The organism is Wenzhouxiangella limi (assembly GCF_010499265.1).
GTDB classification, from domain to species: domain Bacteria; phylum Pseudomonadota; class Gammaproteobacteria; order Xanthomonadales; family Wenzhouxiangellaceae; genus Wenzhouxiangella; species Wenzhouxiangella limi.
Window position 1 is genome coordinate 367,639 of sequence record NZ_JAAGSC010000031.1, and the last position, 24,274, is coordinate 391,912.

The 24,274-nt window shown below is 63.0% G+C and carries 23 protein-coding genes and 3 pseudogenes; 17 read left to right on the forward strand and 9 right to left on the reverse strand.

Annotated elements, in window-relative coordinates:
- Positions 1–17: 17 nt before the first annotated feature.
- The 4 genes from G3I74_RS03345 to G3I74_RS03360 form a co-directional block, all read right to left on the reverse strand.
- A complete protein-coding gene (locus tag G3I74_RS03345) occupies positions 18–2,528 on the reverse strand; it encodes an ADOP family duplicated permease (protein ID WP_164210146.1) in 2,511 nt (836 codons plus the stop codon).
- Between the two features lie 34 nt (positions 2,529–2,562).
- The gene (locus G3I74_RS03350) at positions 2,563–3,336 is read right to left on the reverse strand and encodes an ABC transporter ATP-binding protein (protein WP_164210147.1); all 774 of its coding nucleotides are present in this window, start codon (positions 3,334–3,336) and stop codon (positions 2,563–2,565) included.
- A 99-nt stretch (positions 3,337–3,435) separates the two neighbouring features.
- Positions 3,436–4,686: an efflux RND transporter periplasmic adaptor subunit gene (locus G3I74_RS03355; protein ID WP_164210148.1), complete on the reverse strand. Its 1,251-nt coding sequence runs from the start codon at positions 4,684–4,686 to the stop codon at positions 3,436–3,438.
- A gap of 284 nt (positions 4,687–4,970) precedes the next feature.
- Complete coding sequence (locus G3I74_RS03360; protein ID WP_338063049.1) at positions 4,971–5,603, reverse strand: SIMPL domain-containing protein; 633 nt, start codon at positions 5,601–5,603, stop codon at positions 4,971–4,973.
- On the opposite strand from G3I74_RS03360, the gene G3I74_RS03365 reads away from it, so the two are divergent.
- Complete coding sequence (locus tag G3I74_RS03365; protein WP_203594485.1) at positions 5,589–5,789, forward strand: class I SAM-dependent methyltransferase; 201 nt, start codon at positions 5,589–5,591, stop codon at positions 5,787–5,789. The two genes, G3I74_RS03360 and G3I74_RS03365, sit on opposite strands and share 15 nt — an antisense overlap.
- 153 nt (positions 5,790–5,942) lie before the next feature.
- Positions 5,943–6,789, forward strand: a pseudogene (cmoB, locus tag G3I74_RS16280) (tRNA 5-methoxyuridine(34)/uridine 5-oxyacetic acid(34) synthase CmoB); the annotation flags it as partial.
- 59 nt (positions 6,790–6,848) lie between these two features.
- Here the strand turns inward: cmoB and purT are convergent.
- Positions 6,849–7,812: pseudogene (purT, locus tag G3I74_RS03375) on the reverse strand (formate-dependent phosphoribosylglycinamide formyltransferase); the annotation flags it as partial.
- Between the two features lie 281 nt (positions 7,813–8,093).
- Here purT and G3I74_RS03380 point away from each other — a divergent pair.
- From G3I74_RS03380 to G3I74_RS03405, 6 genes and pseudogenes are all read left to right on the forward strand, one after another.
- A complete protein-coding gene (locus G3I74_RS03380) occupies positions 8,094–8,564 on the forward strand; it encodes a hypothetical protein (RefSeq protein ID WP_164210151.1) in 471 nt (156 codons plus the stop codon).
- The gene (locus tag G3I74_RS03385; RefSeq protein WP_164210152.1) at positions 8,557–8,769 is read left to right on the forward strand and encodes a helix-turn-helix transcriptional regulator; all 213 of its coding nucleotides are present in this window, start codon (positions 8,557–8,559) and stop codon (positions 8,767–8,769) included. The genes G3I74_RS03380 and G3I74_RS03385 overlap by 8 nt, the downstream gene beginning before the upstream one ends.
- Positions 8,770–8,946: 177 nt before the next feature.
- A complete protein-coding gene (locus G3I74_RS03390; protein WP_164210153.1) occupies positions 8,947–10,326 on the forward strand; it encodes an alpha/beta hydrolase family protein in 1,380 nt (459 codons plus the stop codon).
- A 96-nt stretch (positions 10,327–10,422) separates the two neighbouring features.
- Positions 10,423–10,674 (forward strand): transposase, encoded by a 252-nt coding sequence (locus G3I74_RS16385; RefSeq protein WP_164210154.1) that lies wholly within the window; start codon positions 10,423–10,425, stop codon positions 10,672–10,674.
- 48 nt (positions 10,675–10,722) lie between these two features.
- Positions 10,723–11,112, forward strand: a pseudogene (locus G3I74_RS16390) (transposase); the annotation flags it as partial.
- Positions 11,113–11,212: 100 nt separating this feature from the next.
- Positions 11,213–11,401, forward strand: coding sequence for a type II toxin-antitoxin system RelE family toxin (locus G3I74_RS03405; RefSeq protein WP_164210155.1), 189 nt, complete (start codon positions 11,213–11,215; stop codon positions 11,399–11,401).
- Here the strand turns inward: G3I74_RS03405 and G3I74_RS03410 are convergent.
- Together G3I74_RS03410 and G3I74_RS03415 are read right to left on the reverse strand one after the other, a co-directional pair.
- Positions 11,395–11,679 (reverse strand): addiction module antidote protein, encoded by a 285-nt coding sequence (locus tag G3I74_RS03410; protein WP_164210156.1) that lies wholly within the window; start codon positions 11,677–11,679, stop codon positions 11,395–11,397. The two genes, G3I74_RS03405 and G3I74_RS03410, sit on opposite strands and share 7 nt — an antisense overlap.
- 4 nt (positions 11,680–11,683) lie before the next feature.
- Positions 11,684–11,980, reverse strand: a complete 297-nt coding sequence (locus G3I74_RS03415) for a type II toxin-antitoxin system RelE/ParE family toxin (protein WP_164210157.1) — start codon at positions 11,978–11,980, stop codon at positions 11,684–11,686.
- Positions 11,981–12,357: 377 nt separating this feature from the next.
- Between G3I74_RS03415 and G3I74_RS03420 the strand changes: the two genes are divergently transcribed.
- The 4 genes from G3I74_RS03420 (at position 12,358) to G3I74_RS03435 (ending at position 15,612) form a co-directional block, all read left to right on the forward strand.
- A complete protein-coding gene (locus tag G3I74_RS03420) occupies positions 12,358–13,047 on the forward strand; it encodes a response regulator transcription factor (protein WP_164210158.1) in 690 nt (229 codons plus the stop codon).
- Positions 13,047–14,402, forward strand: a complete 1,356-nt coding sequence (locus tag G3I74_RS03425; protein ID WP_164210159.1) for a HAMP domain-containing sensor histidine kinase — start codon at positions 13,047–13,049, stop codon at positions 14,400–14,402. Before G3I74_RS03420 ends, G3I74_RS03425 begins: the two co-directional genes overlap by 1 nt.
- 128 nt (positions 14,403–14,530) lie before the next feature.
- Entirely contained in the window at positions 14,531–14,932 is a 402-nt protein-coding gene (locus tag G3I74_RS03430; RefSeq protein WP_164210160.1) for a periplasmic heavy metal sensor, read from the forward strand.
- Positions 14,933–15,081: 149 nt separating this feature from the next.
- Entirely contained in the window at positions 15,082–15,612 is a 531-nt protein-coding gene (locus G3I74_RS03435; RefSeq protein ID WP_164210161.1) for a hypothetical protein, read from the forward strand.
- Here G3I74_RS03435 and nhaC read toward each other — a convergent pair.
- Positions 15,581–17,020, reverse strand: a complete 1,440-nt coding sequence (nhaC, locus tag G3I74_RS03440; RefSeq protein WP_164210162.1) for a Na+/H+ antiporter NhaC — start codon at positions 17,018–17,020, stop codon at positions 15,581–15,583. The two genes, G3I74_RS03435 and nhaC, sit on opposite strands and share 32 nt — an antisense overlap.
- Before the next feature lie 149 nt (positions 17,021–17,169).
- On the opposite strand from nhaC, the gene G3I74_RS03445 reads away from it, so the two are divergent.
- The 5 genes from G3I74_RS03445 to G3I74_RS03465 all read left to right on the forward strand — a co-directional run bounded on the left by G3I74_RS03445 (position 17,170) and on the right by G3I74_RS03465 (position 23,453).
- Complete coding sequence (locus G3I74_RS03445; RefSeq protein WP_164210163.1) at positions 17,170–18,495, forward strand: coproporphyrinogen III oxidase family protein; 1,326 nt, start codon at positions 17,170–17,172, stop codon at positions 18,493–18,495.
- Between the two features lie 269 nt (positions 18,496–18,764).
- Entirely contained in the window at positions 18,765–21,299 is a 2,535-nt protein-coding gene (locus G3I74_RS03450) for a molybdopterin-containing oxidoreductase family protein (RefSeq protein ID WP_164210164.1), read from the forward strand.
- A gap of 26 nt (positions 21,300–21,325) precedes the next feature.
- Positions 21,326–21,928, forward strand: coding sequence for a 4Fe-4S dicluster domain-containing protein (locus tag G3I74_RS03455; RefSeq protein WP_164210165.1), 603 nt, complete (start codon positions 21,326–21,328; stop codon positions 21,926–21,928).
- The gene (gene nrfD / locus G3I74_RS03460) at positions 21,925–22,830 is read left to right on the forward strand and encodes an NrfD/PsrC family molybdoenzyme membrane anchor subunit (RefSeq protein ID WP_164210166.1); all 906 of its coding nucleotides are present in this window, start codon (positions 21,925–21,927) and stop codon (positions 22,828–22,830) included. The genes G3I74_RS03455 and nrfD overlap by 4 nt, the downstream gene beginning before the upstream one ends.
- Before the next feature lie 140 nt (positions 22,831–22,970).
- The gene (locus G3I74_RS03465) at positions 22,971–23,453 is read left to right on the forward strand and encodes a YajQ family cyclic di-GMP-binding protein (protein ID WP_164210167.1); all 483 of its coding nucleotides are present in this window, start codon (positions 22,971–22,973) and stop codon (positions 23,451–23,453) included.
- Positions 23,454–23,504: 51 nt separating this feature from the next.
- On the opposite strand, the gene G3I74_RS03470 is transcribed toward G3I74_RS03465, so the two are convergent.
- The gene (locus G3I74_RS03470; protein WP_164210168.1) at positions 23,505–24,263 is read right to left on the reverse strand and encodes a TSCPD domain-containing protein; all 759 of its coding nucleotides are present in this window, start codon (positions 24,261–24,263) and stop codon (positions 23,505–23,507) included.
- Positions 24,264–24,274: the final 11 nt, after the last annotated feature.

A 24,274-nucleotide genomic window follows, 5' to 3' on the forward strand; every position in this document is an offset into this window, starting at 1 on the left:
AGGGCAACCGACGCTGGTCATTCATATCGCAGCGCCTGGACAGGCTGTACGGATGCGGCCTTTCTGGCCGGCAGCCAGCCGGCGACCAGTACCACCGCCAGCAGGATCACTGCGGCGCTCACCGAGATCAGCGGCTCAAACGGCGAGATGCCGTACAGCAAGCCGGCCGATACGCGACCCAGTAGCAGCGCCAGCGCGGTGCCGACCACGATGCCGGTCACGGCAAGCACCAGGGCGTGGCGCAGCATCATTCGTTTGAGGGCGGTCGGACTGGCGCCCAGCGCGGCACGCAGGCCGAGCTCGTTCGAACGCTGCGCCATCGAGAAATTCAGTACGCCGAAAAGGCCGGCGGCGGCCAGCAGCGTGGCCAGGGCAGCGAACAGCGTGGCCAGCGTGCCCATCAGGCGTTCGATGATGATGGTCTCACGCGAAACGCGCTTGAGTGTTGTCAGATTTTCCACTGGCAGGTTCGGGTCGAATTCGGCGACCAGCGGCGGAATGGCGCGCATCAGCGCTTCGGGATCACCCGGCGTGCGCGCATAGAACACCGCGCCGCCCAGGCCGCGTGTCTGCCCGCTGGGCACAAAGAACTGCGGCGGCGGGTCGTCCTTGATCGTCGAATAACGCGCATCGGCGACCAGCCCGACGATCTCGATGTCGAGCTCGACCCCGCTGCCGGTGGCGCGCGCCATGCGCTTGCCGATCACGGCGTCGCCCATGTCGAACTTCTCGGCAAACGCGCGGTTGACGATCGCGACCTTTGATCTTCCCTCGGTGTCTTGTTCGGTGAAGCTCCGCCCGGCCATCAGCGGAATCGACAGCGTCTGGAAAAAGCGCGGCCCGACAACGTTGAGGTTGGATCGGGTATCGGTATCCGACGACGCCTCGAAGCCCTCGACCGAAACGTTGTTGCCCCAGTTGTTGTAAGTCAGCAGCGGCACCGAAGAGATCGTCGCCGATTCGACCCCGGGCAGTTCGTCAAGGCGCTGTTCGAGCTCGGCGAACAACATCGCGGAGCGCTCGGCCGGATAGCCGTTCCGGGCCGGCGAGATCGAGAACGTCACGACCTGATCGATGTTCATGCCCAGGTCGACGCGGGCGACGTTGAACAGGCTCTGGATGAACAGCCCCGAGATGACCAGCAAGGTCAGCGCGAGCGCGATCTGGCCGGTGACCAGCGTCGAGCGCAGACGACTGGAAAAACGGCTGCCGCCGGAGCGGCCGGCCTGCTCGCGAATCGCCGCGACCGGACGGCTGCCGAGCGCCTGCAGCAGCGGCGCGGCCCCGGCCAGCAGCATCGCCCCGAGCGACACGCCGATCCCGGTCGCCAGCACCCGCCAGTCCAGCGACGCGCTTAACGGTGAACTGACCGAATCGGGAATCAGGCTGAGCACGACATGCAGGGTTGCCATCGCGACCGGCACGCAAGCCAGCGCGCCCAGCAGCGCCAGGAAACCGAGCTGCAGCAGCTGGCGAAGCATGATCTTGCGGCGACCGGCGCCCAGCGCCATGCGCACGGCCGTCTCTCCGCGATCGCTGATCGCCATGGCCAGCAGCAGATTGGCAATATTGACGCACGCGACCAGCAATACCAGGCCGGTGACGGTCAGCAGCAAGGTCAGCGGCGTGCGTCCGACGTCGCCGACGTTCGACATGCCGACGCCGATCGGATGAAGCTCCAGGCCGCGGGCCAGAAAACGCGCCCGCCACGAATCGCTGACTTCGTTGAGTAGCGGCGCATCGCGTTCGCGCAGGATGGTGCGATAGCGCGGCTCCAGGATCGCCGCGATTTGCTCCGGCGCGACCTCCGGCGACAGCCGCATGATCAGATAGATCCAGTAATTATCGCGTGGCTCGATCCGCCAGCTCATATTCGCCAGTTCGCTGACCATCGTGATGGGCACGAAAATGTCGGTTGGGTCGAAGCGATTGACCCCGACGAACTCGCGCGGCGCGACCCCGATGATCTCCATGGCCCGGCCGTTGACGATGAGAGTCCGGCCGACAACGTCCGGGTCGGCACCGAATTCGCGCCGCCAGTGGTCGTAGGCCAGCACCACCGTAGCGCCCTCGCCGGCCTCGGTGTACTCGCCGGGCCGGAACAGCCGCCCCAGCGCTGGAGCCAGATCCATGACTTCAAAGTAATTGGGTGTCACAAAGCTGCCCGAAACACTCGTGGTCTGGCCGTCAAAGCCGACATTCGCGCCGAAATTGCGAAAACCCGCCAATCCCTGGTGCGGCGCGTCGATGGCCTTGAGGTCCTGCCACATCGAGTAGCTGAACACGAACAGATCGTCGCCGGTGCCGTCGGCGCTGTTCGCCCCCTGCCTTGGCCCGGGCGAGGCCAGCGCGTGGAGCTGCTCGGCCTGGGCGATCGGCAGTTTCTCCAGCAACACCTGGTGAAAGATCGAGAAGATGCCGGTATTGACGCCGACGCCGAGGGCCAGCATGACCACGATCAGGCCGCTCACGACCTTGCGTCTCAGCAGCGGGCGCAGCGCGTCGCGGATCAGTGGCGGTACATTCATTGGATCGGTTCTCCCTGTCGGCGGGCGTTTTGAATCAGGCGTGATCGACGATCGTGTCGCGTCGCGCTCGTGCCTGGCCAATCTGCTCTTCCAGGCGCTGCTCTTCTTCTTGCCGCAGCTTGTGGAGGGTTTCTTCGTCAACGATCTGGCCGTCGAAGACGAACACCTGGCGGTCGGCGAAATCGGCGTAGCGCGGGTCATGCGTGACCATGCAAATGGTTACCCCGCCGGCATGCAGCTCGGCCAGAAGCGCCATCACCGCTTCGCCGTTTTTCGAATCCAGATTGCCGGTCGGTTCGTCGGCAAGCAGCACCGACGGCTCGCCGACGAGCGCGCGCGCGACCGCGACGCGCTGTTGCTGACCACCGGATAGCTGCGACGGGAAGTGGCGAATGCGATGGGCCATGCCGACCCGCTTGAGTGCTTCCATCGCTCGCTCACGGCGTTCGCTCTTGCTCACGCCGTCGCGATAGGTCAGCGGCAGCTCAACGTTTTCGAGGACGTTGAGATCACCGATCAGATTGAAGGCCTGGAAGATGAAGCCGATTTCCTTGTTGCGGATCCTGGCCCGCTGGCTGGCATTGATGTCCTCGACGCTCACGCCGTTGAGTCGATACCGGCCATCGGTCGGTGCATCGAGCAAGCCGATCAGCGACAGCAGGGTGGACTTGCCGCAGCCGGATGGGCCGGAGATGGCCACGTACTCGCCCGCATCGATCGACAAGTGGATTCCGGCCAGGGCATGGGTTTCCACTTCGTCGGCGTAAAAGACCTTGCGGATATCGGTCATTTCAATCAGTTGGGTCATGGCTGGATCCAGGGTTGGGGCTTGGAGTTTGCAAAAGTCGAGGTCCCGGGTCGAGCCGGTGATGACACCTCGCGTCGGTTTCAGGGCTTCGGTTGGGGTTCATTTCAGAGCGATCCGGTCGTGTTCCGACCACTGCGACATGTCGGACAGGATGACCCGATCGCCTTCGGCCAGCCCGGCGCGGATTTCGATTCGTCCGACCGATGCGCGGCCGAGCTCGACTACGACGCGTTCGGCCACCCGGTCATCGACCAGCCGATAAAGCGAGGTACGCCCGTCGGGCTGGCCGGCGGTCGGGCGACCGACGTGCAAGACGTCGGCCAGGCGCTCAAGCTCGATCGTGCCGTCGACGGACAGGTCCGGCCGCGCGCCGGCCGGCAGTTCACCGGTCAGTTCCACATCGACCTGGACGGTTCCGCTCTGCACGGCCGGATCGATGCGCATGACCCGTCCCCGGACGATGCCATTGCGCGTATCAACGCGCACCGGCTGACCGAGTTGGATTTCCCGCGCCTGGGTTTCGCCGATGCGCAGTTCAGCGATCAATTCATCAGGTTGGGCCACCCGCGCCACATTGCCGCCCAGACCGACCTGCTGGCCCGGTTCGACCGCGATTTCCTGCAGCACGCCCGACATGCCGGCGGTGATGCGCAGTCCATCGACCTGTTCCTCCCGCCGCCGAATGAGTCTGCGGGCCTGCTCGACGCGCGCATCCTCGGCGGCCAGACGGGCGCGGTTTGAAGCGCCCAGACGTTCGATGCGCTCGTGTTCCAGGCGCAGGCGGGTCTGGAGCTGCGCCACCCGAAGCTGGGACTGGCGATACTGGATCGCCGAGACGATGCCCTTTTCGGACAGCTCTTTTTCGGCTTCGGCCTGAAGCTGCGCGGATTGCGCATCCGAGCTCAGGGTGGCCAGGCTGGCTTGGGCTTCGAGTACTGAACGGTCGAGTTCCGCGGCCAGGGCGTCGCGGTCGGCTTGCGCGGCCTCGGCCGCCCAGCGCGCTTCCTCGAGCTGCTCGCCGAGTTCGGGATTCGACAGCTCAACGAGCACTGTATCGGATGCTACGCTGACCCCGGGCTTGGCAATGATGCGCTCCACCCGCCCGCCGCTGTCGGCGGGAATCCAGCGAATGACTTTGGGCACCAGGCTGCCTGGCCCACGCACCTCACGCGTGAAGCTGCCGCGCTCGACCGTGTCGACCCAGGTCGACGATCGGGACGCGGTCGGCAAGGCTGCTTCGATGTTCATGACGACCAGAACCAGCGCGGCGACCAACACCATGCCGCCGCCTATCCAGGCGATCTGGCGGCGTTTGCGATGGGTCTTGAGTTCAGGGCGAATGATGTCCATGCCGTCTTTCTAGCATGAAGCATGCCAAAGTTGTAACTGATTGAAATACCAGCTTTCTAATAACTGGCAGATGGGGGATCCCGGCGTTGCTTTCCCGAAATCGGAATGCCCGTGTCCGCTCCCGAAGCGCGCCAGCGGCCAATCAATTCATCCGTATGGTCTCTACAACGTCGAACGCACACTCAAGCGGGTCACCATCAAGGATCTGGCGCTGCCGTGCGTGGACGGGAGGTTCTGAGTCGCGACGTGGATCCGGAAGTCCTGGACGATCCCGCCGCCGGCCCTCAGGGGCTGATCAGCGCCCGGGCGGATACCGACACGGTCACCGTTGTTCTGCCCGGCGCGGCCACCGGGGTGGCCATTTCGGCCGAATCTGCGCTTGTTCGGGCCATGGACATGGCGCGCAAGCCTGGGTTCGGACCGTCATTGAGCGAAAGTTCGATGATTTCGGCCTGCTGCTTGTCGAGCAGCTGCGCGGTTTGCTGTGCTTTTCGCTGCAGACTGGCGATGGCGGCTTCGAGCAGGGATTCCGAGGCCTGGCGATAGGCGGCCGGCGATAGTGAATAGCCCAGATGCTGCACCTGAAGTCCCTGGGCCTGTAGTTCAGCCACGGCCGCCAGAACGGCGGGGCTGTCGAGGCTGCTCAGGCGCAAGCTTTGCTGGGCCTGCCAGATGGGCTGCTCCAGCGTCTCGGGATCATCGCGGCGACTGTAGACCGGGTGCACGTTGTACTGCTGGGTCTGGTAATCGACACCGTCTGTTTCGCCAAGGATTTCCAGGGCCTGGGTCATGGCCTGATTCACCTGATGCTGCAGTGCGGTGCTGTCCGGTCCTCTGACCATAAACTGAAGGACGGCGCTCAGCAGGTACTTGCGTTCGAACCTGCGAATGCACAGACCTGGATGGACGAACACCATCTCGACTTCAAGCGTGCCCAGGGCTGCTCCGATCTCGAAATCACGCGCAAGCGCCAGGCCCTGGAAAACGTGCTCATCCCCGAAACCCGCGAAGCGCACCACCGGCGCCTAAAGCAGGCCGGCTTCGCCGAAGTGCACGACTGGTTCCAGGCGTTCAACTTCTGCTGCATCGCTGCGGTGCAGTAGAAAACCGATCTCGCGCAGAGGCGCAGGGAGAAAAGGCGCCTGAAAAGAGCAAGGGATCAAAGGGCAAGGCGAAAGGAAAAACTTACGAAGTACGAATAACGGCTCAATGGGTCAACGGGTTAACGAACCAGCGAACCAGCGAACGGAAAGCGAATGGCGGCGAACCTCGACCTGACAACCTACTTCGATCGAACGACTGCCGCCCGCCTCGAAGCAACGATCGTGCAACGAACCCACCACGGCGATCTGTCGAAATGGCAAGTGGCGCCTGATGCATTACCCGAAGTCGAAACCGGCTGGCGCATCGACGACAGCGTGTTGGTCGCCGGTGCACCGTTCGACGGTCCAGGAGCGCTGACCAAAACCCTGAAGACCCTGATCCCGTGGCGCAAGGGGCCGCTGAACCTCGGCGGTGTCGTCATGGACACCGAATGGCGTTCGGACTGGAAGTGGAACCGGATCGCGCCGCATCTGGAACTCGAGGGCAAGCGCGTGCTCGACATCGGCGCCGGCAACGGTTACTTCGGCTGGCGCATGCTCGATGCCGGCGCGCGAGGTCGTCGCCTGCGACCCCACCGTCGTGTTCTGGATGCAGTACCGAGCCATCCGGCACTTCACCGGCGATTGCGCCAATCGGCTCCTGCCGTTGAAGTTCGAGGACCTGCTCGGGCAGGCCGATTACGACGCGGCGTTGTCGCTCGGCGTGCTCTACTACCTCAAAGGACCGCTCGAACATCTCCAGCGGATCCGCGACCAGCTTGCGCGCGGCCGAACCGCCGTCGTCGAGACGCTGATCATTCCCGGCAGCGAGGACGACGAACTCGATCCGCCCGACCGCTACGCCAACATGCGCAACGTTTATCACCCGCCGACCGAGTCGCGCGTGCTGCGCTGGATGGCCGAGGCCGGATTCGACGATTCCCGGGTCGTCGACGCAACGCCCACTACCATCCACGAACAGCGCGCCACCGAGTGGATGCCGTTCCAGTCCCTGGCCCGCGCGCTTACTGAAGACGGCGCCTGGACGATCGAAGGCCACCCACCCCCGCTGCGCGCAACGGAAGCCGCTGGACCGTATGACCCGATCTCCGGCCCGGTTCCGCCCAGGGGCAGACCGCGGAAAGCGCGTACGTGCAGCGCGAATTCCGTCAGCGGCTGCGAGATCAGCGTGACCATCCCGGTATCGTGCGGGCGCGGCGAGACTTCGCTGAACCAGACCTCGTGCCCTTGACGAACAACTCGACGCCGAACAGCCCGAGACCGCCGAGCGCCCCGGTGATTTTCGAGGCGATCTCGCGCGAGCGGGCCAGCCCAGCTTCGCTCATGGGCTGGGGTTGCCAGGACTCCCGGTAGTCACCGTCTTCCTGCCGGTGCCAGATCGGCTCGCAGAACGACGTACCGCCGACGTGGCGGACCGTGAGCAGCGTGATCTCATAGTCGAATTCGATCAGCGACTCGACGATGACCTTGCCCTGCCCTGCCGCCCTCCTGCGCGTAACGCCACGCGGCCTCGAGATCGTCCTCGCCCCGCAGCAGCGACTGGCCCTTACCCGATGAACTCATGATCGGCTTGACGATGTTGGGGAAGCCGATCTTGTGGGCTGTAAGTTGGAAAGACTCCCAGGTGTCGGCGAACTCGTAGTTCGAGGTCGGCAGCTCCAGATCCTCGGCCGCCGGCCGACGGATGCCTTCGCGGTTCATCGTCAGCTGCCCGGGCCGTGGGCACGACGTTGAAGCCCTGCGCTTCAAGTTCGACGAGCGCGTCGGTCGCGATCGCCTCGATCTCCGGCACGATGAACGCCGGCCTCTCGCGGTGTGCAATCTCTTTCAGCGCTTCGCCGTCGAGCATTGAGATCACGTGGCTCCGATCGGCCACCTGCATTGCCGGGGCCTGTTCGTAGCGGTCGAGCACGATCACCTCGCAGCCCAGCCGCTTGAGCTCGATCACGACTTCCTTGCCCAGCTCACCGCCGCCGCACAGCATCACTCGGGTTGCGGTTTCGAAAAACGGTGTCCCGATCATCTTGGCTTGTTCTTCCCGGTCGTCGAGCCGATCAGAAGGTCCGGTCGCCCGGTTCGCATCGAACGGCCGCGCGCTCTTCCATCAACCGGGAAAGTCTAGCCCGACCGCGACTCGCGACCGGGAGCGGGTGTTGGATCGGGTTCTCCAGCGGGTCCGGCACGTCGGATCGCCGGGGTTGACAAATCCGGAATCTCTGGCAAAATATAACCTAAAGGTATCATTTAGTAACTCTTAGTAACCTTTTTGGAACCCTTGAATTACGGCCCCTCCGGAGAAATCGCATGAATGCACGAAGCCCCACCTCGCCAGCAGAACTCGCCGATCGCACCGTTCAACTGGTGGCCTACTCGATGTTTGCCATTGCACTGGTGTTCTGCCTGTCGGTCGCCGAGTTCTTCGTAAGCGAATCGATTGCCTCGGTGATCGATATCGCAGTCAAGGTACTGGGAATCGCCATTCTCGGGTTGATGGCGTTGCTGTTCTTTGCGAAGATTCGGCCGATGAGCGCGAGCCAGCGCCGTCAGCATCTGGTCGAAGACGGCTTTCTGCAAACCGCTTTCCGCAAAGCCATGGCCAATTCCTGGATGGTGAGCTTCCTGGTGCTCGTGCTGCTACAAGCGCTGGACAACCTGGTGCTGGAACGGCTTCCGTCCATGCCGCTGGAGATCACCATCAAGGCCGTGCTGGCCCTGATGCTGCTGCTGTTCAGCATCTTTTTCCTGTTTTACACCCGGTCGAGCAGCGATGAGTGAGCGACTGGACAACAGGATTCGGGTGTTCCGCGCCGAGCACCGGCTGAGCCAGGCCGAACTGGCCGACGCGATCGGCGTCTCGCGAAAGACCATCAGCACCATCGAAGTCGGTCGATTCGTGCCGTCGACGATCATTGCGCTGAAGATCGCGCGCTACTTCAAGGTGCCGCTGGAGGAAATCTTCGTCCTGAACGACGAGGCCTGAGGCCGGTTCAACGTTCCGGCATAACCGCTTGAGCGCGACCACCAATTCATGAACGGCAGGGCCGGCACTCGCCGCCCCCGTGAGCCCGCTTGACCTGATTTCAACCCGAAACCGTCATCCGAAGCGCTCCCGCTCAGCTCGCACCAATTCTTTTCCTTGACCAATGGAGATCCACACATGAATGCGCTTTTCCGAATGAACATCACCTTGCTCCTCGTTCTCGGTGCGGCCGCGCTGGGTGCCGAAACGCCGGCCGATTGGCCTGCCGGTTACTGGCGAGGGACGCTGCAGGCCGGCGAACAAGAGCTGGAAATCGTCTATCGCCTCGAAATGGATGCCGACGGCGCATGGGCCGGAAGCATGGACGTGCCCGCCCAGGGCGCCTCGGGCCTGCCGCTGCAATCGGTCGAGATCTCTGGCGATTCGATCATGATTACGATGCCGATGGCGGGCGACGCACGCTTCCGGGGCCGGTGGACGGCTGCAGAAGAACGCGTTGAAGGTCGATTCAGCCAGGCCGGACAGTCCTTCCCGATGGTGCTCAAGCGCGCGGAACGGGGTGAAGCCGGCCCGGTTCGGCCGCAGGAACCGAAGCCGCCGCTGCCTTACCGTTCGGAGTCCGTCAGGTTTTCGAACCTCGGCACGACTTTGGCCGGGACGGTTACGCTGCCCGGTGACGACGGTCGGCACGCGGGAGTCGTGCTGGTTTCCGGCGCCGGGCCGCAGGACCGCGACGGGACGTTCATGAATCACCGTTGGTTGCTGGTAATGGCTGACCACCTGACCCGCGCCGGCTTTGCGGTGCTTCGGTTCGACGAGCGCGGCGTGGGGGAATCGGAAGGAGATTTCGCGACGGCCACCGCCGGGCAGCTGGCCGGCGATATCGCCGCTGCGGCCGATTTCCTGCGCGGCCACGACTCGGTGGACCGAGGGCAGGTCGGAATCATTGCCCACTCCGAGGGCGGGAGGCTCAGCGCACTGGCCATCGAAAACCAACAGGCGGCCGATGCGCTGGTGCTGCTCGGCGCGCCGGCCCTACCCGGCATCGCGGGACTGAACGCCCAGGCTGCGCAATCCCCCATCGCTGCTCTTCAGCTTGCAGTAGCCGAGGCTTCCCTGCGGCTCGAGCCCGGCGCGAATCCCGAACCGGCCATGCGTGCTGCAGCCGAGCAACTGCTGGCCAGCCTGGCCGAAGACCAGCTCGCGGCGTTCGGCGGCAACGAAAGCCTGATCGTCAACCAACTGGTGCAGGCGCTGGGCCAACCGCAGACGCAATTCACGCTGAGCTTCGACCCGCGACCCGCACTACGGTCAGCCGGCATCCCGGTGCTGGCGCTATACGGCAGCAAGGACCAACAGGTGGATGTCGCCGGCGCGGCAGAAGCCTTGCGCGATGCGCTGGGGGATCGTGGCGATGTCCGCACGCTTGGCGGACTGAACCATTTCTTCCAGGAGGCCGAAAGCGGCGCGCCGAGCGAATACGCGACGATCGAACAGACGATCTCGCCGGTAGCGCTGAAGGCGGTCGCGGAATGGCTCCGATCGAACGCGCAATGACAGGGTCGATTGGTCGCCGGCAGCCGGATCGCCTTCCCGGTCCACGAAACAACACGCTAACGAAACGCGCCGCCCGGCGACGCGCTTCGGCTCCACATGCTGTTTCTCGATGGGGTCTACGTGGTGGATTCGCCCCACGACAACCGAGCCCGATTCCATTGGGTACGCGAACCGACGTCGGCCCAGTTGACGCAACTGGCCCACACCACCGCCCGCCGGGTGGGGCGGATGCTGGAACGCGAAGGCTTACTGGAGCGCGACATCGAGCAGCTTGACTTTAGCGATGTGCTGGACGAAGAGGACCCAGCGCAGGCAATGGAGGCTTTGCGACTTTCCGCGCCAGCGTAATGAAGCGAAGCCGGAATGCCGTTGCGCGTGACCGATCTGGTCGGCCACTCCATCACCTACCGCATTGCCATCGGCCCACACCGCGGCCGCAAGGTATTCACCCTCCAGACTCTACCGACTTTCGATAAGCAGGACTGGGCAACTGGCGGCCCCGGCAACGTGGCGGGGTTCTCCTTGCACGCCGGTGTGGCGGTCAAAGCCTGCCAGCGCGACAAACTCGAGCGACTGTGCGGATACATCTGCCGTCCTCCCGTGTCGGAAAAGCGCCTGTTCCTGACGGCACGCGGCGACATCGGCTACACACTGAAAACCCCGTACCGCCACGGAACGACCGACGTGATCTTCGAGCTACTGGATTTCATCGCTCGGCTGGCGGCGCTTGTGCCGCCGCCGCGTCTCAACTTAACCCGCTTCCACGGCCTATTCGCACCCAACAGCCCGTACTTGTTGATTTGCACCCAAAAGTGACCCCCGAGGGATCAACTATCGGTGCAAATCAACACGCCGAGACGCGATCGAACTCTGGGGTGAGAATCAAGTGCCTGGTTCGGCGCTTTTTTCGCTTAGCTTTTCCATCGCCAAGCTGTCGGTCGCCAAGGACCTGCGGGCCAGCCCAAAGAAAGACGTTAAGCGAATCCTCGACCGCATCGAAGCGCTTCAGAACGATCTCCTGGGCGCGAGAAACAAGCAGGAAGTGAACTGTCACCATCCAGCTCAAACTTATTGAACCGGTGAGAGGCTTACTTTCACGCCCAAGCTGTTCAGCACGCGCAAAACGGTGTCGTATCTCGGCTTGGCACCGGGTGCCATTGCTTTGTAAAGACTTTCTCTGCCAAGCCCTGTCTGTTCGGCGATTTGGGTCATGCCGCGAGCCTTTGCGACATTGCCAACCGCAGAAAGAAAGACATCCGGATTCTCATCTTCAAGGGCCGCCGTCAGGTACTCCGCAATTGTCAATTCGTCATCGAGATAAACACTGGGGTCAAAGTCAGTGACCTTTGTCATAGGTTCATTCCTCAATCTCATCCAATAGCTTCTTGGCGCGCTCAATATCACGACGCTGCGTGGTTTTCGATCCGCCACATAGCAACAGGAGCACGACATTCTTTCTTCTTGAAAAATACACCCGGTAGCCGGGTCCGAAATGAATTCTCATCTCCCGGATTGCGGGTCCGACCGATTTGCAGTCCCCGAGATTGCCAAGTCTGGCTGAATCGAGGCGGGCGATAATTCGCGCCTTCGCACGTCTATCGCGTAATCGATTCAGCCACTTGTCGAAGACGTCGGTCTGGCGAATCTGATACACAAGCCAATCGTATCCGATTGGATACATCAAGTCAACTTGAGAGAATCACGTTAATCCTCCGCAAAATGAATTCCACTCTCTACACTGGTAGGCCTCCGCCGGGGCGTGTCCAGCGTTGAAGTATGTGACGGTATGGGGCATTAGCTAAGTCGGTTGCCCGACGAATAGTTTCCTCGTTTTCTTGGAAACGCACGATTTGTTGCGATTTTTGCTTGGTTTCGCGAAAAGCCCGGGCTTTATAAGAACATACGCTTGCGTATGTTGCCATTTTAAGTTGGCGAGCCTACCAATAATCAGAGGGTTAGAAGCTTATGGGGCTTCCATTTTTATTTGTTCGTCTAGTGGCCCTGGCCGGATCCGCGGGCTATGCTTGGCCCATGCCCTGTCGCCGTGTCCTGCTTGTCGACGATGATCGAGAATTGGCCGCCATGCTGGTCGAGTACCTCAGCGCCGATGGCTGGCAGGTCGAAACCGCAGCCCGCGGGCCGGACGGGCTTGACGCTGCGCTTTCCGATCGCTTCGATGTGCTGATCCTGGACATCATGCTTCCGGGCATGAACGGGCTTGACGTGCTGCGCGCCCTGCGCGCCAAGAGCGAGCTGCCGGTGATCATGCTGACCGCGCGCGGTGACGACACCGACCGCATCGTGGGGCTGGAGCTCGGCGCCGACGATTACCTGCCGAAGCCGTTCAACCCGCGCGAGCTGGGGGCCAGACTGCGGGCGCTGACCCGTCGCGTCCGCGACAGCGGCGACGCGCCCTGGGTCGAGCTGCATGGTTTGCGCTTGAACAGCGCCGAGCGGCGCGTGAGCGTGGATGGAGAACCGCTCGCCCTCACCGGGGCCGAATTTTCACTGCTGGAGGCCTTGATGAAGCGACCCGGCGAAGTCCTCGGCAAGGACGAACTGGCGCGGCACGCGCTGGGCCGGGAACTGCATGCCATGGACCGGAGCATAGACACCCACGTCAGTCGCCTGCGCGCCAAGCTCCCGGCCAGCGTGCGCGAACGGATCCGGATTCAGGCCGTTCGCGGCCGTGGCTACCTGCTCACCAGTGGGCCTGGCTGATGCCGCTGTACCTGCGCATTTTTCTGGGCTTCTGGCTGGTGATCGTCCTGACGTTGAGCGCGGTGGTGCTGGTCAACCTGCAGCTTCAGCGAGACCAGGACGCGGCCGCCGAAATGGGTCAGCGGGCTCAGCGTTTTGCCGAGGGCATGGGTGGGCGGGCCCAGGCGGTACTGGATCGCGGCGGCCCCGCGGCGCTGGCGCGCTGGGCCCGAGGAGATCAGCAACGTCACCGTCGCATCACCGTGCTGGTCATCGACGATACTGGATCTGAGCTGCTGGGGCGGCGCGTGCCGACCAGGGCGCGCGCTGTGGTCAGTAACTGGCTGTCGGGACGAGCCCTGGAGGCGCCGTTGCCGGGGGCGCAGGTAATCAGTCATCCCCGGCATGGCGAGTTTCTGGTGCTGCTTGTGCCCCCTGCCCGGCCACTGGTGCTGCGTCTGGTCGGTCCGCTGGGGCCCTGGGGTGTGTTGGCCGTGGCCGCGGTGATCAGCGGTATCGCGTGCCTGTTTCTGGCGCGCAGCGTGACCCAACCGATCCGCGCTTTGCGCCGCGCCGGTCAGGCGCTGGGCCAGGGTCGTCTGACGACGCGGGTCGACAGGACATTGATCCAGCGCGGCGACGAGCTCGGCGACCTCGGCCGGGATTTCGATGACATGGCGGCCCGGCTTGAGCGCCTGGTCGCCGGCCAGCAGCAGCTGTTGCGCGATGTCTCGCACGAACTGCGCTCGCCGTTAACGCGCCTGCAGATGGCGCTGACGCTGGTCGAGCAAGCGCGAACGCCTGAGGACCGCCAGCGCCACCTGGACCGCACGGCCCTGGAAATCCAGCGCCTGGATGAGCTGATCGGCCAGATTCTGAGCGTTTCCAGGGTTCGCGATCAGGCGCAGCTGGCCTACCAGCCCATGGATCTGTCGGAGATGCTGGGCGATTTGATCGACTCGATTGGCCTGGAAGCCGATGCTGCCGGCGTTCATCTCCAGGCCGACTTGCCCGACCGTCTTGCGCTATCGGCCGACCCGGAGTGGCTGAGGCGGGCGCTGGAAAACGTATTGCGAAACGCGGTTACCCACTCGCCGGCAGGCGGAGAGATCCAGGTCCGGGCCTGCGCGCGCGCAGGCGACCCCGGCATGGTCGAAGTCACGATCAGCGACGAGGGCCCCGGCGTCGCCGCCGACCAGCTGGAAGCGATTTTCGAGCCGTTCGTGCGCCTTTCGATCGAGCGCAGCGAAACCGGCGCGGGCGGCGGCGTGGGTCTGGCCATCGCCAGGACCGCCGTCGAGCGCCACGGCGGGACGATTCGTGCGGAAAATCGCCCCGCGGGCGGGCTTAGCGTCACGCTCGCCCTGCCCGCCTGAAGCCGCGTAACGTTTCCTGACAAAACGTGGCATAGCGCCACCCCTTGTTACGCGACCCGGTCGCAGAATGGTCCCCGAGCTTCGCATTGTCAGAAGCGAGATTTAAACCATTTCTCAAGGAGCCGACCATGAAGACCCAGACCCCCGTACTAAGCAAGCTGACCCTGGCCTTGGCCCTGGTCGGCAGCCTGGCGATCACCAGCAACGCGCTGGCCCAGGGCCATCCCGACCCCGTGCCCCGTTTGTCGGAGCGCCTGTCTCTGACGACCGAGCAGGAGACCGAAATTCAGGCGCTGTACCAGGCCCATCGCCGGGACAAGCGCGAGCAGGGTCGCGAAAACCGGGCCGAGCGTCGCCAGGCTCGCGTGATGCTGCGCGAAGAGATTCGTGCTTTGCTGGACGATGAGCAGGCGCAGAAGTTTGACGCCATGGCCCAGCGTGGCGCACAGGGCCGGCGCGGAGGCCGCCGGGATCGGATGGACGAGCGCGGTGGCGGGCGCGGCAAGCATCGTCCCGACGGCAATTCCTGACGCTCTCGCCCGCAACGCTCGTGAAGGTGGCGGCAGCCTGCCCGACCCGGCCGGCTGCCGCCTTTTGATTATGCCGCTGCGTGGAGGCCTCTCGACGGCCGTATGCGATCATTTGCACATTGTTCAAGTCGCAGCCAGCGAGGACTACGATGATCAAGCCAACATTCTATGCGCGGGTGGCAGTGATGGCGATTGCCGGCCTGACCGCGGCCTGTTCGGACGAGCCCGAGACAGGCAGTGCCGGCGCCGCGGAAACAGCTGGGCTCCCGGACACCGTGGTCGGTACGGCGTCCTGGGACGATCACCTGCAGCGACCCATTCATCGCGTGCAGTGCGATTTCGAGGCGCCTTTCTACAAGCTACAGGCCCAGGGCCACGGCTTCGAACTCACCGTCGGGTTCTGGGGCGACGAGGCCGATCGCGTTTCCGAAGTCGACTTTGAGCAGGCCGATAGCGTCGAGCTGGTCCAGGTCACGCCCGAAGAGGAAATCTACCGCTACACCACGCTGCGGATCCTGCCCGAGATGGGCCAGGTCAGCGGATCGGAAACCTCGGCCAGCGGCACGACGCGATTGCGCTCGACCAGCCTGGCGGCGCTGGAAGAATACCGCAACGGGATCGAGCTGGATTTCGAATTTTCCTGCCCGCTCAGCGCGCCGGATCAAGCCGCAGAATCTTGAAGTCCAGCGCCGCGTAAAGGATGCCGATCAGCGGCACCAGCAGCAAGAAGAACGCGTAGGGCGCATACTGCAGCGGGCTGACCCCCAGCACGCCGAACATGTAGACCGCGCAGGTGTTCCACGGAACCAGGGGGGAAGTAATCGTCCCACCGCCTTCCAGAGACCGCGACAGCACCCGCGGATCAAGTCCGCGGTGGCGGAATTCGGCCCGAAACATCCGGCCCGGCAGGACAATGGCCATGTACTGATCGGCCGTCATCACGTTGGTGCCGAACGCAGTCAGGATGGTGGTGGTCACCAGCGAGGTGGTGCTCTGGACCATTCCGGCGATACCGGCAAGCAGCTTGCGCAGCAGCCCGGTGCTTTCCATCACCGCGCCGAAGGTCATGGCACACAGCGCCAGCCAGACGGTGTTGAGCATGCTCGACATGCCGCCGCCGCTGAGCAGGCGGTCGAGGTCGGCGTCGCCGCTGCTGATTTCCGTGCCGTCGGCCAGGGTCAGCCACGCCACTTCGACGGCCGCCAGCAGTCCGTCACCTTGAGCCATGGCCGCGACCCGATCCGGCTGAAAAACCAGCGCCCAGACCGCGCCCAGAAGGGCGCCGATGAAAATGCTTGGCAGCGCCGGCATCCTGGCCACGGCCAGGCCGAACAACACAACCAGCGGCACCAGCATGAAGACGTTGATATTGAACAGCGCGTCCAGCTGCTGCTGCATCGCCGCCAGCCCACCGGCATCGGCCAGCACTTCGCTCCCGCCCCCGATCAGCAGGTAAGCGAGCAAGGAAATGGCGAGCGCTGGGACAGAGACCCAGGCCATGTAGCGGATGTGTGCGAACAGCTCCGTGCCAGCCACCGCCGGCGCCAGATTGGTGGTATCCGACAGCGGCGACATCTTGTCGCCGAAATAAGCGCCTGAAAGCACCGCACCGGCGGTGATGGGCAGCGACTGATCCAGGCCCACGGCCACGCCGATCAGGGCCACGCCAATGGTGGCCGCGGTGGTCCAGGAGCTGCCGATAGACAGCGATACGATGGCGCAGATCAGGCAGCTGGCGGCATAGAACCAGGCCGGGTTGAGCAGCTCCAGGCCGTAGTAGATCAGCGTCGGCACGACGCCGGCCAGCAGCCAGGTCCCGATCAGGGCGCCGACCATCAGAATGATCAGGATGGCACCCAGGGCGATGGAAATGCCCTCGACGATGCCGGCCTGGATCTCGTCCCAGTGGTAACCGTTGGTCAGGGCAATCAGGCTGCCGATGGCCGCCGCGATCAGCAGCGCGATCTGGTTCGGTCCGTAAGACGAACTGTCGCCGAACAGCCAGACCGAGGCCGCGAGCATGGCGATCAGCGCGATCAGCGGAACAAGAGCCTGGAGGTAGGACGGCGTGCGCTTCGCGGAAGTCATGGCGTCGGGGTTCGGTCAGGCCGGAGGACTTCGGGAATGTTACACCAAGCCCAATCGTCGCCGGTGGGCGCGTTGGCGCGGGATTGACGGCGCGACCGTTGATTATCGTTACAATCCCCTCGGTTTTCTCCATCAAGCAGGACTGCCTCATGACCATCATGGATCGCGTGCTGACCGCAGGCTTCCGTCACAACAGCAAACGCCTGACCAAGTTCGACGGCTTAACACCCAGCGAGACGCTGCCGCCACCGGACACATCGCGCACCTACATGCTCTACCTGCACATCCCGTTCTGCGTGGTGTTGTGCCCGTTTTGTTCTTTCCACCGCGTCTGCTTCAAGGAAGACAAGGCTGTCAAGTATTTCAATAGCCTGCGGCAGGAAATTCGCATGGCGCATGAAGCCGGTTACCGCTTTGGCGATATCTACGTCGGTGGCGGCACGCCAACGGTCATGCCCCGGGAACTGGCCGAAACGCTGGAGCTGGTGCGCAAACTCAGCCCGATCGACAGCATCTCGGTGGAGACCAACCCCGATGACCTGACGCCGGAGACCATGCAGATCGTGCGCGATGCCGGGGTCACGCGCCTGTCGGTGGGCGTGCAGAGCCTGGACAACGACCTGCTCAAGCAGATGGATCGGTACGAGAAATACGGGTCGGCGGAAAACGTGATGGCCGGCCTGGAACGGGCCAACGGCTTTTTCGAAACCCTCAACGCCGACATGATCTTCAACCTGCCGCATCAGACCGATGAGTCGCTGCTGCGCGACGTCGATCTGATCACCCGCGAACTCGAGATTACCCAGACCACCTTCTATCCGTTGATGAGCGCCGAGAGCACGATGCGCAAGATGCTGAAGATGATGGGCGAGGTTGATTTCAACCGCGAGGGACACATGTACCGCCTGATCCTGGATGCCCTGCCCTCGAATTACACGCCGTCTTCGGCCTGGTGCTTTAATCACAAAGGCGATACCACCGACGAGTACGTCATTGAGAACGAAGAGTATCTGGGGCTGGGTTCGGGTTCGTTGAGCTACCTGGACGGGATGCTTTACTCCAGCACTTTTTCGCTCAACCACTACAACCGTCAGATCGCGGCGGGCAAGTTCGGCATCAGCCGCCAGCAGGCTCTGACGCCGCGCGACCGGCTGCGCTATTTCATGCTCATGAACCTGTTCGGCCTGTCGCTGGACAAGAAAGTCGCCGAAGCGAAATATCCCGGCTTTTTCCGCAAGCTTGCGCCGGAAATTCTCGGGCTCAAGATCATGGGCGCGGTGCGCGATGAAGGCGACAAGCTGGTGCTGACCCGCTACGGCATGCGGGTCTGGATCCTGATCATGCGCGAGTTCTTCATGGCCGTCTCCGACTTCCGCGACCTGATGCGCCATGCCATCAAGGAAGAACTCGACGCGCCGGGTCCCCTGCAGATCCGCGTCCCCACCCCCGAACTGCGGCCGCCCGGCGCTTACTGAGCAGTCAACCGCGCCTGGGTTCCGGCCGGGCGCGGATTATCCCTTCTTACTGAAACAGCGCAACCGCGAATAAATGCATCTTGCATGTATTTATATTAGATTAAGCTAATTCTAATTGATGTGCATCAATGCGTTAGTTCTCCAACTTTGGTCTTATACGCCCCGAGCGTGGTATCGCCTTAATCAACCGATACCTGCCACCGGAATTGACCGGATCGCCTTGACAAGACTATGGAGACGGCGGAATGACTACGATCGAAAGAACGGGAATGAAGCGAAGAACATTCCTTGGTGGCGCGACCGCAGCCGGTATCGGCGCGGCGCTGGTCAGCAAGGGCTGGGGTGATGCAGCCACCTTTTTTGGCCCCGACGGTGCCGACATCGAAGGCCTCAAGCAGGCCGGCTACGAGGTTCGCCACACGCTGTGCCTGCAGTGCGGCGCCCAGTGCGGCCTGACCGGTCTGGTCAAGACCGACGCGCCGGCCGACGGCAAGAATTTCGTCATCTTCGGCAATCAGAACCCCGAACATCCCCAGCGCGGCATGTGCGGCCGCGGCGCGACCGCGCCGTCGACCTGGAACAGCCCGCTGCGTTTGAAAAAGCCCCTGAAACGGGTGGGCGAGCGCGGTTCCGGCGAGTTCGAGGAAATCAGCTGGGATCAGGCTTTCGACGAAATCGCTGCCAGGATGGAAACCATCATCGACGAAGACGGTGAGCGGGCGCTGGCGTTTACCCGCCACAACCTGTCTGAAGAGATCTCCTGGTTCCAGATGCTGAACACGCCGAACCTGATCAGCCAGGCCAGCAGCTGCAACACCGCTGGCGTCGTTGCCCGCCGCTGGATGATGGGCTCGGGCTTTCACCACCATGCCTCCGTCGATCCGGATTACGACAACTGCCGCTTCGTGCTGCTGCCCGGACGCACCCTGAGCGCGCCGGTCGGCGCCCAGTGGCGCCTGGCCAAGGCCAAGGAAAAAGGCGCTAAGGTAGCTTTCCTCAACCCGGCCCACCCCGACACGGCTTACGGCGACGCCGAGTGGATTTCCTGCAAGCCGGCCACCGATGCCGCCTTCATGCTCGGCCTGGCCCGGATTCTCATCGACGAAAACCGCTTTGATGAGAACTTCGTCCGGCGATATACCAACCTGCCCTACCTGATCAAGGTCGACGGTCAGCCGCTCAGCCAGGCCGACCTGGAGGAAGACGGCGACGAAAACCTGTTCAAGGTCTACGACGGCGCCGCCATCGTCGATCACGACGCCGAAGGCCTGGTGCCGGTGCTGTCCTACGAAGGCGCCGTCACGCTGGCCGACGGCAGCGAAGTTGCCGTCAGGACGGCGTGGGACCTGCTGGTCGAACATCTGGCCGACTACAGCCCGCAGCAGGTTGCGCAGATGACCGAGGTGCCGGTGGCCACCATCGTACGCATCGCTCGCACCCTGCACAGCATGCAGGGCGTGGTCGAAGACACTTGGTACAACACCCGCAACGGCAACGACACCGACGCGGTGATGGCGCTGATGACGGTCAACGGCCTGCTGGGCAACTTTGACAAGCCCGGCGGTCTGTGCTTCCGGCCCGGCCACGGCGTGCCCGGCGGCTCGCTCAGCCGCGGTTCCGACGGCACGCTCAAGACCCGCCACGGCTATGAACTCCAGCTGCCGCCCCCAGGAACGCCCATCGACAAGCAGATGTATCCGGAAACCAACGGCACCTTCCACGCCGTCGTCGATTCGGTGTTGGGTGACAACAACGCGCCTTACCGTATCCGCGGGCTGTTCGTGGTCGATGCAACGCTGTTCCATCGCGACAGCAACACCAAGCGGATCGAAGAGATGCTTCGAAATCTCGACCTGGTCGTGACCACCGACATCATTCATCAGGAAGTCTGCGACTGGTCAGATTATGTCCTGCCGGCCGACATGTTTCTCGAGCGCCGCAAGCTGCGCGGGGTGGGCTGGACGTTCTCGCCCACCGCCGCCATGGCGCAGGCCGTGACCGAACCGCCGCCGGGCGCCGATGTGCGGCCGATGGAGTGGATCGCCTTTGAAATCGTCCGTCGCCTCTACCCGGACCGGGCCAGCGCGCTGGGCTACGAAGATCGTTTCTACAACGATCCCAAGCTGTTCCAGCAAGAATATTTAGGTGCGATCGAGGACAAGCGCATCGAAGGCCTGGCCGAAAACTGGGGGCGCAACCCCGCGCAGGTCAAAGAAGAGCTGCTGCGCGAAGGCTTCATCACCTTCCGCGATATCGAGTACGGCAACGTGCCCTACAAGCGGTCGTTTGCCTCGCCCAGCGGCAAGCTCGAAATCTATGCCTTCCACCCGGTGCGCCAGGGATACCGCGAGTCCGGACTGGCCCGCCAGTTCGATCCGCCTGCGTTTACCCTGCCGTCGAGCAACCGCGAGTTCTACATGACCAACGGCAAGAGCGCGTCCGGTTCATCGGCGGTCGCCGGCCTGGCGTTCTCGACCCAGTACCTGGCCGACAACTCGGTCTGGATCAACCCGCAAGACGCCGAGCGCCTGCAGATTACTGATGGCGCCCAGGTTGAGCTCGAAGGGCTGGATACCGGCTGGGTTGCCACGGCCACGATGAAAGTGACCCCGAGGATTCATCCGGGCACCCTGTATACCTATTCGTACGTGGGTGGCAATCGCCAGCCGATCCTGCAGCAGACCGAGGGCTTCGAGGCCCTGGGCAAGGGCGTCAACCCCCACTGGTTCACGACCGGCTGGATCGACCCGCATACCGGCAGTGCCTTCAACAATGCATCCGTGCGTATTCGCCGGGTTGTTTGACTAGCGTCTTCTAGAGGAGAATCAACATGCGTTTACGCAGAGGACAAGAACCGACCCGCCGGCTGGCCCACGTCTGGAACGAGGCCAACTGCACCGCCTGCGGAGCCTGCATCATCGCCTGTACGGCAACCAATGCCCCGGAAATGATGCATCGCAAGGAAAAAGGCTGGGACTCCCTGGCCTCCAACATCCGGCGCATCGAAAGCCAGAATGCGCAGGGACAGCCCACGATGATGCTCAACCAGTGCCAGCACTGCGAGGATGCGCCGTGCGTGCACACCTGCCCGTTCGGCGCCGTGCACTACACCACCGACGGCCTGGTCGACATCGACGAGCGTTTGTGCATCGGCTGCAGCTACTGTGTCGCAGCCTGCCCGTACAACGTGCGCTGGATGCATCCGGAGACGGGTTTGCCGAACAAATGCATGGGTAGCGCCTGCCTGGAGCTGGTGGCGGCCAATCAGCAGCCGGCCTGCGTCCAGGCCTGCCCGGCCAATGCGCGCGACTTCGGTGATCTGAACGATCCGAGCAGCAGCGTCAGCCAGACGCTTCGACGCCTGCCCAACCGCGTGCTGCTCGAAACCGCCGGCACCAAACCCAAGTACTTCATCGTGGAGAGCTCATCATGAATGTCGCCGACCTTACCCTTCAAGCCGATGTCGCCCACTGGAGCTGGACGATCGCGATCTTCCTCTGGTTTGTCGGCATTGCCGGCATGGGCTCCGTGGCCTACTACTTCAGCCGCAAGGCACCGCTGGCGATCACGATTCTTGTATCGCTGATCGTCGGCCTGCTGTTCGTGGTCAGCCACTTGACCCGCTGGTGGAATCTCCCGGTCACGATCTTCTACGCCGTTTTGGAGTTGTCGTTCAACTTTCAGTCGTGGATGTTCTGGGGCTTTGCCATCCTGTCGGTCCACCTGGTGCTTTCAGCCGTCGTTGTTGTTGCCAATATCCCGTACCTGCAGCGTTTCTGGTTCCTGCGCTGGGCCGCGGTGTTGAACAAGAGCAATCTGTTCCTCGGTCTGTTCGCCTTCGCCGGCTTCGGGTCCACTGTCTACAGCGGCTTTCTGCTGTCGACCGCCGCCGGCGTGCCGTTATGGAACACGGCCCTGATTCCGGTGCTTTGGGTCATCAGCGCCAGCGTCGCAACGGTTGCCTTGATCGAGCTGTTTTATGTCCTGGGCTGGACCGACGAGCGGGAAGCTGCGTTCGGGCTGCGTTTAGGAATGGGGCTGGACGTGATGAAACTGCTGGCGGTGCTGGCCTTCATCCACATCAGCCTCACCGTTGGCACGATGGGCGCCCAGATCGGGGCGGCGCGAATGTTTTCCGGTGACCTGGCCCTGATGACCTGGATCGGCGTGATCGGCATCGGCATTTTTGTGCCCTTGGCGATCGGTGGCCTGAGCCTGCTGATCGGAAAGAAGAAGCCGCTACTGATCGTCTCCTCGGTCGCGGCCCTGGCCGGCGTTCTGTTTTTGAGAGCGGTGGTCCTGCTGGCCGGTGTCTGGGAGCCGCTGGTGATCTGAACTGGCCCCGCTTTACAGGCCGGCAGTAGAACGCCCCGGGTCGCTGACCCGGGGCGTTTTTTTTGTCGCAAGGGGCAAGACGCGTCTGGAGCAGCCGGGCGACTAGAATGGAACGCAACTTAGCCGCCAGGAATCTCTCTATGCCCAGTTTCGATATCGTTTCGGAGGTCGACCACCATGAGTTGGCCAACGCCGTCGATCAGGCCAATCGGGAAGTCGCCACCCGTTTTGATTTCAAGGGAACCGAGTCTTCTTTTGACCTGGCCAATCAGCTCATTACGCTCAAGACCGAGTCGGAGTTCCAGCTCGACCAGATGCTGGACATGCTGTATTCAAAGCTCGCAAAACGCGGTATCGACCTGGAGTGCGCCGATCCACAGGATCCGGAAATCATGGCCAAGACCGCCAGCCGGCAGGTCCTGATCCGCGAGGGGATCGACCGGGACGATGCGCGCGACATCGTCAAACGCATCAAGGCAGCCAAGCTCAAGGTGCAGACCAGCGTTCAGGGCGACGAGGTCCGCGTGTCGGGCAAGAAGCGAGACGACCTCCAGGCCGTCATCGCGCTGTTGAAAGGAGCCGAGCTCGGGCTGCCGCTGCAGTTCAAGAATTTTCGCGACTAGCGGGCAGCGGGATTGCGCTGCCCTGCCCGCCGTTTTTCAATCGGGCAAGGTTCAGCCGCACTTGGAATACCCGCAGGCCAGACAGGTCTGACAACCGTCCAGCACCACCATGGCCTTGGTGCTGCACTTGTGGCAGACGGCAGCCGAAGCCGGATAGGAGGCTTCGGCTGAATCCGGCGCCGCCGCTTCAGTCAGGGTTTTTTTTTCCGCCGCCGGGGCCGAGGAATCCTGCTGTTCTCGCGCTTCGTATTCGGCCCGCTTCTGCTCGAGGATCAGCTGCTGCTGTTCACTGAGCTCGTCGGGCTCGATCAGGCCGATACGCTTGAGATGGTGCTCGACCACCGCTCCGATATCGGCCACGATCGAGGGCACGAAGCGTCCGCCGGGCTTGAAATAGCCGCCCTTGGGATCGAACACGGCCTGTAGTTCTTCGCACAGGAAGGTCACGTCGCCGCCCTTGCGAAAGACCGCCGACATGACCCGGGTCAGGGCCACGATCCACTGGAAGTGGTCCATGTTTTTGGAGTTGATGAAAATCTCGAACGGTCGCCGCTGCTCGTGTTCGGTGCCGGAGTTGAGCACGATGTCGTTGATCGTCACGTACAGGGCGTGGTCGTCAAGCGGGGTGCGGATCTTGTAGGTGGCACCCTCCAGGCATTCCATCCCTTCCGGACGCTCGAGCTTTTCATGCATGCGGATGATTTCGGCCTTGCGCGGTGCAGTCGCCGCGGATTCACCCTCATCCATATTCTGGCTTTTGTTATCACCCACTTGATAACCCACGATTTTCTTGTCGATTTTTACCGTCATGATGGTTCTCT